Origin of the sequence: Corynebacterium sp. HMSC063G05 (assembly GCF_001810555.1) — a bacterium.
Taxonomy (GTDB): Bacteria; Actinomycetota; Actinomycetes; order Mycobacteriales; family Mycobacteriaceae; genus Corynebacterium; species Corynebacterium jeikeium_D.
On record NZ_KV801864.1, the window covers coordinates 1 to 10,705 of the forward strand.

Sequence of the window (10,705 nt, forward strand, 5' to 3'; positions counted from 1 at the left end):
CCGGAAAAGACACACTTTTCTTTACTTAACCCGCGCTGGGCGTCGGCGTGGGTAATGGACAAAAAGTGTGTCTGATTCTCAAGATGGTGACTGGTGAGAAGCCAAAAACTACGGGCTGCAAATGTGAAACTGTATGAGTTTATGACACTTTCAGGCCATTTTTCGAGCCATTTTTGTCATAAACGTAGTCAGTAACTCGCATCGCCCCAACGCCGCCAGTCATAAACGTAGTCAGTAACTCGCATCGGTGTCACTGGGGGAGAGGGGGGGGGCTTTACCCGGGTTTGGTGGGGAGAGCTTTTGCCACAGTCTAGGATGCCCCGAGACCCGGGGCTGGATGTCAGTTTTCAACTTAAAATATCTGCCATGAACTGGCGATTTGCTTATGTTCAGCGCTGTTCTGTAGAGTAACAACTCGTGCACAGCGCTGGTAATCCAGAAAGTTGAGCACGGCATTTAAGGCCCTGTGGCGCAGTTGGTTAGCGCGCCGCCCTGTCACGGCGGAGGTCGCGGGTTCAAGTCCCGTCAGGGTCGCCACTTGATTAAATTCAAGTCTGGCCAGATAGCTCAGTCGGTAGAGCGTCCGCCTGAAAAGTGGAAGGTCAGCGGTTCGATCCCGCTTCTGGCCACAATTAATCCCCAGTCCGGAAACGGGCTGGGGATTCTTTGTTTTACCAGGTGTTTGTCGCGGGGATCGTCGTAAAGCACAGTGCATCGAGCCGTGCGAAAGCCTTAAAGTGGGGGAAATTAAACCGCGTACACACCCTAGCGGATAGGATGTTGTGCATGAGTAAGGAATTCGCCTCAGCAGGAACGCTGTCCCACGATAAGACGCTGCCGTGGGTCGTGCGCATCTTCGTCTACACGGATGCTGAGGGCAGCCAATCGGCTGCTGAGAAGGTTCGTGGGGTGCTCGCGGAACTGATTCCGGATCAGGAAGTCAACGTCTACGAGGATGTCATGCCCGATGTGGGGCGCACCTCTTCGCTCGCTGATTTGTGGGCGGAGGCCAACCCGGGCATGGATCCGGGGGATCGGAAGCGTTACCGCATCAGTGTGGTGGCTCCGGGGCTGTCTCACTGCGAAATGGCGGATCTGGCAGGCCCGCTCGCTGAGGCCGTCAGCCCGGGGTGGGCAGAGGGGGAGGCTGCGACTAAGGTCGCGAAGGGCGATGTCCCGTGCCGTGTCGCTGTCGGGCGTGCCGACGAGCACCCGGGCGAACCCCCGCTAGTGCAGAACTAGCCGGGATTCGGAATTAATCCGAAGCGAGAGCTGTTATCTGGGTTACATCCTAAGAGTCGTTTGCAATGACGACGCTTCACAACCATGAGAGGGAAGTGATTCCGAAAATGGCACACACTATTTCGCATGATGAGGCCGGTCAGCGCTACGTTCTCACCGTGGAGGGAGAAGAGGCCGGCTTTGCCGCTTACACCCCGGTGGAAGGTGCCCTGGACTTTGACCACACGGTTGTAGATGGCAAGTTCCGTGGACAAGGCCTGTCCAAGCCGCTTATCGCAGGCGCGTTGGATGATGTTCGGAAGAACAACCGAAAGATTCGCACCAGCTGCTCCGCTGTTGCCAACTTCGTGGAGAAAAACCCGGAATACCAGGATCTACTGGCTGACTAGTCGCTGAAGGGCAAAGAACGCACAAAGCAGCCGGCCGGCTGCTCACGATAGGAAGAGCAGCCGGCCGGCTTTTGTATGTAGAGCTAGTTTTAGGGCGGGGCTAGATGAAGTCCCCGTCACCTTGGACGTACACCGCCGGATCGCACAACGGCTTGTGCTCGTCGGGCTTGGCAGGGCGTACGCGGCCCGGAATTCCTATCACGATGGAATCGGGTGGGCAGCTGTGGGTGACCACGGAGTTGGCGCCGACTGATGAGCCTGCACCAATTGTGATGGGGCCAAGGACTTTCGCACCTGCTCCGACGGTGACGTTGTCCTCCAGGGTGGGGTGGCGTTTTACCTTCTCCAGTGAGCGGCCGCCAAGCGTCACGCCGTGGTAGAGCATGCAGCCGTCACCGATTTCTGCGGTTTCGCCAATGACGATGCCCATACCGTGGTCGATGAAGAACCTTCGGCCAATTTGAGCGCCCGGGTGAATCTCAATACCAGTCAGCCAACGGGAAAACTGTGCGAGTACTCGTGCAATGCCCTTGGAAATCCCGCCTCGTTTCCAGAGGCGGTGCGAGAATCGGTGAATCCAGATTGCGTGTAGGCCGGAGTAGACAATGGCATTTTCTACATCACTGCGCGCAGCTGGGTCGTGCGCGCGGGCATTGTCCAGATCCTCTTTGAGGATTCGGAAAAAGTCACTCATGGGCGTCAATTCTATCTGGTCGGAAGTGTGGGCAATGAAAAAACCCGCTTGCCGACGGAAAGTGCCAGCTAGCGGGCTCTGCAGAGAAGGTTACGGGCGTTTATAGCGCTTGGTCTTAGTCGCGCAGATCCTCGTACAGGATGGAGGAGACGTAGCGCTCGCCGAAGTCAGGAACAATCACGACGATGTTCTTGCCCTCGGACTCCGGGCGGGCTGCAATCTCGAGAGCAGCCTTGATGTTTGCACCGGCAGAAATGCCGCCGAGGATGCCCTCGGCTGCAGCGACCTTGCGGGAGACCTCAATAGCGTCCTCGTTGGTAACCGCAATGATCTCGTCGAGAAGCTCCTGATCGAGAACCTCTGGGACGAAGTTTGCGCCCAGACCCTGAATCTTGTGCGGGCCGGCGGTGCCCTCGGTCAGCAGCGGGGAGGCCTTCGGCTCAACGGCAACCAGCTTGATGTCCGAGTTGTGCTTCTTCAGCGTGCGACCAGCACCGGTAATGGTGCCGCCGGTGCCGACACCAGCCACGAAGTAATCAACCTTGCCGTCGGTAGCTTCCCAGATTTCTTCACCAGTGGTTGCCTCGTGGATAGCCGGGTTGGCCGGGTTGGCGAACTGGGAAGCCAGGATTGCATTGTCGGTGTTAGCCACGATTTCGTTGGCCTTATCGACAGCGCCGCGCATGCCATCCGCGCCCGGGGTGAGTACAAGCTCAGCGCCAAATGCGCGCAGAACGACGCGGCGCTCCTGGCTCATGGTGTCCGGCATAGTGAGAATGACCTTGTAACCGCGGGCTGCGCCGACCATTGCCAGCGCGATACCGGTGTTGCCCGAGGTACCCTCGACGATGGTTCCGCCCGGCTTGAGCTCGCCAGAGCGCTCGGCGGCATCGATAATTGCGTTGCCGATGCGGTCCTTGACCGAGTTGGCAGGGTTGTAAAACTCCAGCTTGGCAATCACGTTGCCCGGCAGGCCCTCGGTAACACGGTTGAGCTTAACCAGCGGGGTGTTGCCGATCAGTTCAGTGACATCGTTATAAATAGTCATTAATCTTATCCAGTCCGGAAATCACAGAGGACTTCCTAATGAGTTTTCGCGTGTAGCCGTAGTGTACGCCTGATCCTGCAATTAGTACAGACCAGTTCGTCTATTTTATGGCTTGCGTAGGGAAGTGGAAGCTGTCAGTTCCGGTGTTGCCACCGTCATAGTCGCCGCGGCCGGCGTCGTCGCAGTCGCACCGCTATTGTCGCAATGCTCCTGCTCTTGCCACGTTAACGCTATCTCATTGCCTTGCTCGTCCTTACCTCCATTGTGAGGGTAAAGAGCATTAAAGTTTCTTAGAATCCACTATTCTGAGACGTGATTTACAGTGCACGGGAATGCCTTGTAAATAGGCAGCGGCCCTCGCCACTGTGATTGGGCGCGATTGCGGCCCTTATCTGCACAGCGGTTATATGCGACAACCGGAAAACGCAGACAATGGACTCAGCGATTGCGGTGCTTCGTCGAAGCCACTCAGGGGGACTCAAACCTTTGGGGAAGGAGACGAAGCATTAATAGAAGTGTGAAGCTTTCCTCAGCCCATCAGCCAGGAGACCGACTGTAAATCATCCAATTCGCGTCCGCGGATTGGCGGTCGAGCGGTGCTGTCGAGGTGAATAGCGCCGTAGAAAGATGATTTACATCATGCATATTGCTGAGGGATTTCTCCCAGTTACTCATTGCATTGGGTGGGGCGTAGCTGCCGCTCCCTTTGTCATTCACGGCGCAATTCAAGTCAAGCGCACTATGAAAGAACATCCCGGTAGCGGCATGCTGCTCGGTGCTGCCGGCGCGTTTACCTTCGTGCTTTCCGCAATCAAGATTCCATCCGTGACGGGTTCCACTTCGCACCCGACGGGTACAGGTTTTGGTGCTGTAATCTTCAAACCTCCGGTGATGGCGCTGCTTGGCTCCATCGTGTTGCTCTTCCAAGCAATCTTGCTCGCTCACGGCGGCATTACGACGCTCGGTGCGAACATCTTCTCCATGGCAATCGTCGGCCCGTGGGTCGGCTACGCCTTCTACGTATTGACTCGAAAGCTCGGCGGAGGCCTACTACCAGGTGTGTTTATGGCAGCGTTCTTGGCTGACCTCTCCACCTACGTGGTGACCTCCATGCAGCTCGCTCTTGCACACCCGGCAAACCCGGGCGGTGTCGGCGGCGCTCTGGCTACATTCCTCGGCCTGTTCGCTATCACGCAGATTCCGCTGGCGATCATCGAGGCTCTGGTCACCGTCATTCTCATGCGCACCCTGCTGGCCGTGGCACATTCTGAGCTCCTCGATCTCGGCTTCCTGTCCCGCTTCGGTGATGCGCCAGCACCGGCGCTGGAGGCGAAAGCTGCAGAAGCCACGGCTGACGCTGTTGCAGGATCTGTCACTTCGCAGAATGCGGCAGCTGCATCCGTATCTGGCCAGAAGCAGTAGCCGTCGTCAAGCGAAAAGAAGCGAAAGAGAGCACGATTATGAATGCAAAAAACAACGCGCAGATTGTCGACGCACAGGCAGCTAGCCAGCCGAAGAAGAACTCCGTGTGGGTCAGCGTTGGTCTCATTGTCCTGGTAGTCGTAATTGCCATGTTCCCGCTGTTCTTCAACTACGGGGACGACGACGCCGAGGAGCCGTTCGCCGGCACTGATGCCACCGCTACGGAGACAATTCAGGAAATCGACCCGAACTACGAGCCGTGGTTCGAGCCACTCGTCGGCGAGCTGCCGGGTGAGGTCGAGTCGGGTCTGTTCGCGCTCCAGGCCGTTATCGGTGCTGGCGTCCTGTTCTACGTTATTGGCTTCTACCGAGGGAAGGCTGCTGCGCGTTCGGACAAGCGCGAGAAAGAGCAGTGAATGCGCTAGAAGCTGCAGCGGCGCGCAGCGCTTGGGCACGCCGCAACGTGGGTGAAAAGATTCTGCTGCTCGGTGGGCTGCTGATTCTGGCGGTTGCGCTACCGCCAATTCCCTTTGCGCCTGTCATTGCGGTCATTGCTTGGTCTATTGCGTACATAGCCCGAGTGCCCCGCAAGCCGTATGTGGCAATGGTGCTGGCACCGGCGGCTTTTGTGCTCGTCGGCGCGTTTCCGCTTTTGGTAGCGCTTACTCCCGACGGTCTCGCGTGGTCGCCGGATGGCCCGCAGCGAATGGCGCAGGTTGTGATGCGTTCGTTTGCGGGTATCAGCTGCACGATGGTCTTTGCGCTGACCACTCCGATTTCGGAGCTCATTGCCTGGCTCGACAAGCACGGCTTGCCGCGATACTTGACGTACCTCGCCGAGGTGATTTACCGGATGACCGGCGTGCTGATTCACTCCGCACACTCGATGACGGAAGCGCAAGCACGACGCTTGGGACACTCCACGCGCCGGGCGATGATCCGAGATGTAGCGGCACAGTCCGCCAGCCTCTTTGTCATTGCCTTTACCCGCGCGCGCAAGATGCAAGAGGGAATCGAGCTGCGCGCCGATCCGAGCGCAATGAAAGTACTGGTGATTTCGCGGCCCAGGCAGCCGAAGTTCATCGTGATATCCAGTGCATTACTTTTGTCGTTGATTGCGGCCTGGGCGCTGCTGAAATGGGGTGTATAGGGATGTCGAGCAGCAGGAAAAATCGCGCTGATCACGTACATGGTGCCAACGGTGTCATTGTCGAAGCGGCTGCAGTTACATACGCTTACGACGAAACCCACGTTCTGAAAGGCGTGGATCTGGCAATTTCGGGTGGCGAGCGCCTAGCGCTGTTGGGGGCAAACGGTTCTGGCAAGTCCACGCTGTTGCGTATGCTCGCGGGAGCGTCTAAGCCCAATAGTGGTGAGGTTCGCCTTGACGGCACCGCCTACAAGTACTCCCGGCACGGCCGCAATACGGTCCGCCGCTCAGTACAGATGGTCACGCAGGATCCGGATGAGCAAATCTTCGCGGCTAGCGTGTTTGCAGACGTCTCTTTCGGTCCCGTCAACCTGGGGCTTAAGAACGAGGAAGTCGAGCGGCGCGTCCGGGAGGCCCTAGGTACCGCCGAAATCACCGATCTCGCCGAACGCGTTCCGCACCAGCTTTCCTATGGTCAGCGCAAGCGCGTCGCTCTCGCAGGCGCGCTGGCGATGCACCCACGTGTGTTGCTTCTCGACGAACCCTCCGCCGGCCTCGATCCGCAGGCGACCCGAAAGCTTGCACACACGCTCAATCAATTGCGCGATCAGAGCACTGCCGTCGTCGTCGCCACGCACGACATCGACTTCGCGTGGAATTTCGCCGATAGGGCAGCGGTGCTTGCCGACGGCAAACTGCGCGTCGGCGCCAAGGAAGAAATTTTGGCCGATCGACGGTTGGTCGAACATGCTCGACTGGCTTTGCCCTGGGCGCCCGTGGTCTCCAAGGCGATTGGGCGAGATGTGTGCCATCCAGAGGATGTTTAGGCGAGTGGCTTGGTTGGTGAATAGCTCATCGATATGTGCAGCTAAACCGCGCTAAAAATGAGAAAAACGCCCGCGGGCAGGGCGTAATGCCTATGAAAATAGGCCTAGAAATATAGGCGAAGCTGTCGCATTTCTTCGCTTCCATTTCACGTCACACCTGTCCGCGGGCGATCTCCGTGGCCGTGACACTTTGCAGTGCCCTCGGCGCATCAGGCAGGTATTCGGACTTTCTGGCGTGACCGACAATAAGGGGATGACGACTGCCGCAAGCTTCAATGCTTACGTGCAGATCCTTATTATCAATTTTCCTACTTTTCGCCGCTTCCCAAGGTTGAAATAACCTCAGTGCCGTTGGCGAATTTTGTTCCAGATTACCGCTGCGGGACAGTTCCGGAATTGCACCGGATTCCCTCTTGCGTTTGCTGTGCACCACCTTCGGACAACCACGTGGAGGACGTAGCATTGAAAGTGGAACTCAACAAAACCTGTTGCATGTATGACAATAGCGCACGATGCAAAATAAGCGAAGGTCTTTTTCGAAAATGTCCGCATTGGGGGTAAAACGCCGTTCATTACCCTCTGTTATTAACATTCACGCAGTTTGTTAGCGGAAAAATAGCTACCCCCTGCCTTGTATTTATTCGGCCGAGGCGGGGCTAATGACAGGATTTATCCTGGTATTTTCTTTACGTACTTGTAGAGAAACCTAGTTGTTTCCTAAGATTGTGTGACGGATGCCTTAATGCAGGTGTACCCGTTCGGAGGGTACTATCTACTTTGTACGGTTTACAGCCCCCGAAAGGGTCAGTGGCCGCTGAGCGGTAGTTGGCCATTTCGTAGGAGTGTAAGTCGGCGCGAAGTCACAGGCTGATGGTGCCTCTGTGGGTGCCAGTGAAGCAATTTGCCCGTTACGCAGGAGGACGCGAGATGGATCCCCACCGCATTCTGGACGACAATGAGGTTATTAAGTCGTCCTTGGTCGCCCTAAAGAATGCGACTGGTATTCCGGTCACAATGTATGCGGAAGTCACCGATAACTCTAAGATGCAGATCAACAACTGGGTTGGCCTGCGTACTCCGGCCCTGCAGAATCTGACTGTGGAATCGGGTGCGGGTGTCGGTGGTCGCGTGTTGGCCACGCGCCGCCCGGTGGGTGTCAGTGACTACCTGCGCGCCAAGGTTATTACCCATGAGTATGACGACAAGATTCGTGACGAAGGCCTGCACTCGCTGGTCGCCGTGCCGGTGATCGTTTCGCGTCTTGTCCGTGGCGTGCTCTACGGTGGCGTGCACTCCTCGGTGCGCCTGGGGGACAAGGTTCTTGAAGAGGTCACAATGACCGCCCGTTGCCTGGAGCAGGACCTCGCTGTCGTCGATGCCTGCCGCAACATGGATCGTTCTGGCAACGGTAAGGGCGGCCGCATCATGAATGGCGCTGAGTGGGAGCAGGTTCGTTCCACGCACTCCAAGCTGCGCATGCTCGCTAACCGTGTGGATGACGAGAAGCTGCGCCAGGAACTCGAGGTGCTCTGTGACCAGATGGTCACCCCGGTTCGCGTCAAGCAGACCACCAAGCTGTCGGCTCGTGAGCTCGATGTTCTCGCCTGTGTCGCCCTCGGTCACACCAACGTCGAGGCCGCAGAGGAAATGGGCATCGGTGCCGAGACGGTTAAGTCCTACCTCCGCTCCGTAATGCGCAAGCTGGGCGCCCATACTCGCTACGAGGCCGTCAACGCGGCCCGTCGCATCGGCGCACTGCCGTAAACCGCTTGACGACGGTTCCTTTGCGCCCAAACCCGCGGGTATTGGGGTAGTCAGTTCTGCTACTTGCTCCGCTACTTACCCCCTGCTTGCCGCTGGGCTTCGCGCTCACCACCGGGGATCCACTTAACGTCGTTTCCGTCATTGGCCACTCTCGAAAGAATAAACAACAGGTCAGACAGGCGATTGAGATACTTCGCCGGTAGGACTGAGGTGGTTTCGGGAAATTCGCGGCAGGCAGCCCATGCTGCACGCTCGGCTCGGCGAGTAATCACCCGAGCTGTGTGTAGCAGTGCTGCGGCTGGTGTGCCTCCCGGGAGGATGAAGGAATCCAGTTTCGGCAGTTGTTCATTGAATTGGTCGCACCAGTGCTCGAGTCGCTCGATGTAATCCGGCTCGATACGCAACGGCGGGTACTTCGGGTTTTCTTCAATAGGTGTTGCCAGGTCGGCTCCGGCATCAAATAGGTCATTCTGCACGTAGCGAATGACAGCCGAGATTTCGTCGTCAAGCGTGCCGAAACTGAGCGCCTGGCCGAGTGCGGCGTTGGCCTCCTCGCACGTGGCGTAGGCGATAAGGCGAGAATCATCCTTGGGAACGCGGCTGAAATCGGATAATCCAGTGGTGCCGTCGTCGCCGGTGCGAGTGTAAATGCGAGTTAGATGAACGCTCATAGCTTCAAGCCTAAGCGCGATATTGCGAAATGTGGTTGGCTGGGGGAGTGGGAAATGAGCGATTTCTGGTTAAAGGCGGAGCGACGCTAAATGGTCAGGTTCAGATTTCCGGGGCGAAGAACTCGGTTCTGAAACTGATGGGTGCGGCGCTTCTCGCCGAGGGCACGACAGTACTGACGAACTGCCCTGAAATTGACGACGTGCCATTGATGCAAAAAGTCCTCGAAGGTCTCGGCTGCTCCGTGACGCGCGAGGGCGACCGGATTGAAATCACGGTGCCCGAAGAACTCTCGCATCACGCTGACTTCGATGCCGTGCGCCAGTTCCGCGCTTCGGTCTGTGTGCTCGGGCCGCTGACGGCGCGTACCCGTAACGCGATTGTCGCACTGCCCGGTGGTGACGCTATTGGTTCCCGCCCGCTGGACATGCATCAGGCTGGCCTGGAGAAATTGGGAGCACGCACCTATATTCACCACGGTTGCGTGGTGGCTGAGGCGGGGCGACTCAAGGGGGCGAACATCAAGCTGGACTTCCCGTCCGTCGGCGCGACCGAGAATATTCTGACCGCGGCCGTACTAGCGGAAGGTACGACTGTGCTGGATAACGCCGCCCGTGAGCCCGAAATTGTCGACCTGTGCGAGATGCTCGTGGAGATGGGCGCCAAGATTTCGGGTGCGGGATCTAACACCATCACGGTTGAGGGCGTAGAGAAGCTGCACCCGACTGAGCACAAGGTTGTCGGCGACCGAATTATCGCAGGGACCTGGGCTTATGCTGCAGCGATGACCGGCGGCGATATTACGGTCGTTGGCATTAACCCTAAGTACCTGCACCTTCCTCTGGAAAAACTGAAGAACGCAGGCGCTCAGGTCGAGACCTACCCGCAGGGCTTCCGCGTGCGTATGGACAGGCGTCCGCAGGGTGTGAACTATCAAACGCTGCCATACCCAGGCTTTCCGACGGACATGCAGCCCATGGCCATTGCTCTGTCCGCGGTGTCCGAAGGGACGTCAGTGCTTACCGAGAACGTTTTTGAGTCGCGCTTCCGGTTTGTCGACGAGATGATTCGCCTCGGCACGGACGCGACTATCGATGGCCACCACGTGATGATTCGCGGAAAGAAAACGCTGAGTTCCGCACCTGTGTGGTCTTCGGACATTCGCGCCGGAGCGGGACTAGTGCTTGCTGGGCTGTGTACTGAAGAAGGTGACGTCACTGAGGTGCACGATGTCTATCACATCGACCGTGGCTACCCGGGCTTCGTAGAGACACTCAATTCTCTTGGCGCTTCTGTTGAACGGGTTAGCTAGTGATTGTTGGCCTCTGGTCAATGGCTAACGGCTAAGCGCACGGTGCTAGTTAAACGCGCGGTGCGGAAAACCATCGCAAGTCTTCGGTTCTGGATGCTTCAGAACCGTAAGGAGTGATTCTCCTGTGGTGGCTTGTGGTGGTTTTCGCTATTTTACCTGGGGTTTTGTGTCTTTGGGTGGGGTGTGTG

The 10,705-nt window shown here is 57.5% G+C and carries 11 protein-coding genes, 2 tRNA genes and 2 riboswitches; of the genes, 10 read left to right on the forward strand and 3 right to left on the reverse strand.

The window, feature by feature from the left end; all coding sequences use genetic code 11:
• Positions 1-460 precede the first annotated feature (460 nt).
• The 4 genes from HMPREF2751_RS09170 to HMPREF2751_RS09185 all read left to right on the forward strand — a co-directional run bounded on the left by HMPREF2751_RS09170 (position 461) and on the right by HMPREF2751_RS09185 (position 1,631).
• A tRNA-Asp gene (locus HMPREF2751_RS09170) sits at positions 461-537 on the forward strand.
• 19 nt (positions 538-556) lie between these two features.
• A tRNA-Phe gene (locus tag HMPREF2751_RS09175) sits at positions 557-629 on the forward strand.
• Between the two features lie 157 nt (positions 630-786).
• Entirely contained in the window at positions 787-1,242 is a 456-nt protein-coding gene (locus tag HMPREF2751_RS09180; RefSeq protein ID WP_049190265.1) for a hypothetical protein, read from the forward strand.
• A gap of 107 nt (positions 1,243-1,349) precedes the next feature.
• Complete coding sequence (locus HMPREF2751_RS09185) at positions 1,350-1,631, forward strand: GNAT family N-acetyltransferase (protein ID WP_042388192.1); 282 nt, start codon at positions 1,350-1,352, stop codon at positions 1,629-1,631.
• 100 nt (positions 1,632-1,731) lie between these two features.
• Here HMPREF2751_RS09185 and epsC read toward each other — a convergent pair whose 3' ends face one another.
• Complete coding sequence (gene epsC, locus HMPREF2751_RS09190) at positions 1,732-2,325, reverse strand: serine O-acetyltransferase EpsC (protein ID WP_049190263.1); 594 nt, start codon at positions 2,323-2,325, stop codon at positions 1,732-1,734.
• Positions 2,326-2,440: 115 nt separating this feature from the next.
• Positions 2,441-3,373 (reverse strand): cysteine synthase A, encoded by a 933-nt coding sequence (cysK, locus tag HMPREF2751_RS09195; protein ID WP_049173059.1) that lies wholly within the window; start codon positions 3,371-3,373, stop codon positions 2,441-2,443.
• Between the two features lie 303 nt (positions 3,374-3,676).
• A riboswitch (cobalamin riboswitch) is annotated at positions 3,677-3,946 on the forward strand.
• Between the two features lie 66 nt (positions 3,947-4,012).
• Here cysK and HMPREF2751_RS09200 point away from each other — a divergent pair.
• The 5 genes from HMPREF2751_RS09200 (at position 4,013) to ramA (ending at position 8,536) form a co-directional block, all read left to right on the forward strand.
• Entirely contained in the window at positions 4,013-4,795 is a 783-nt protein-coding gene (locus HMPREF2751_RS09200; protein WP_083295726.1) for an energy-coupling factor ABC transporter permease, read from the forward strand.
• Positions 4,796-4,833: 38 nt separating this feature from the next.
• On the forward strand, positions 4,834-5,211 hold the full coding sequence (locus HMPREF2751_RS09205; protein WP_049173058.1) for an energy-coupling factor ABC transporter substrate-binding protein: 378 nt from the start codon (positions 4,834-4,836) through the stop codon (positions 5,209-5,211).
• Positions 5,208-5,945 (forward strand): cobalt ECF transporter T component CbiQ, encoded by a 738-nt coding sequence (cbiQ, locus tag HMPREF2751_RS09210; RefSeq protein ID WP_070595918.1) that lies wholly within the window; start codon positions 5,208-5,210, stop codon positions 5,943-5,945. Before HMPREF2751_RS09205 ends, cbiQ begins: the two co-directional genes overlap by 4 nt.
• A 2-nt stretch (positions 5,946-5,947) precedes the next feature.
• Complete coding sequence (locus HMPREF2751_RS09215) at positions 5,948-6,772, forward strand: energy-coupling factor ABC transporter ATP-binding protein (RefSeq protein WP_070549913.1); 825 nt, start codon at positions 5,948-5,950, stop codon at positions 6,770-6,772.
• 194 nt (positions 6,773-6,966) lie between these two features.
• A riboswitch (cobalamin riboswitch) is annotated at positions 6,967-7,224 on the reverse strand.
• 475 nt (positions 7,225-7,699) lie between these two features.
• Positions 7,700-8,536, forward strand: coding sequence for an acetate metabolism transcriptional regulator RamA (gene ramA, locus HMPREF2751_RS09220; protein ID WP_005511953.1), 837 nt, complete (start codon positions 7,700-7,702; stop codon positions 8,534-8,536).
• Positions 8,537-8,607: 71 nt separating this feature from the next.
• Here ramA and HMPREF2751_RS09225 read toward each other — a convergent pair whose 3' ends face one another.
• Positions 8,608-9,207, reverse strand: coding sequence for a cob(I)yrinic acid a,c-diamide adenosyltransferase (locus HMPREF2751_RS09225; RefSeq protein WP_049173053.1), 600 nt, complete (start codon positions 9,205-9,207; stop codon positions 8,608-8,610).
• 47 nt (positions 9,208-9,254) lie between these two features.
• On the opposite strand from HMPREF2751_RS09225, the gene murA reads away from it, so the two are divergent.
• Entirely contained in the window at positions 9,255-10,517 is a 1,263-nt protein-coding gene (gene murA, locus HMPREF2751_RS09230) for a UDP-N-acetylglucosamine 1-carboxyvinyltransferase (protein WP_224783814.1), read from the forward strand.
• The last annotated feature ends 188 nt before the right edge of the window (positions 10,518-10,705 follow it).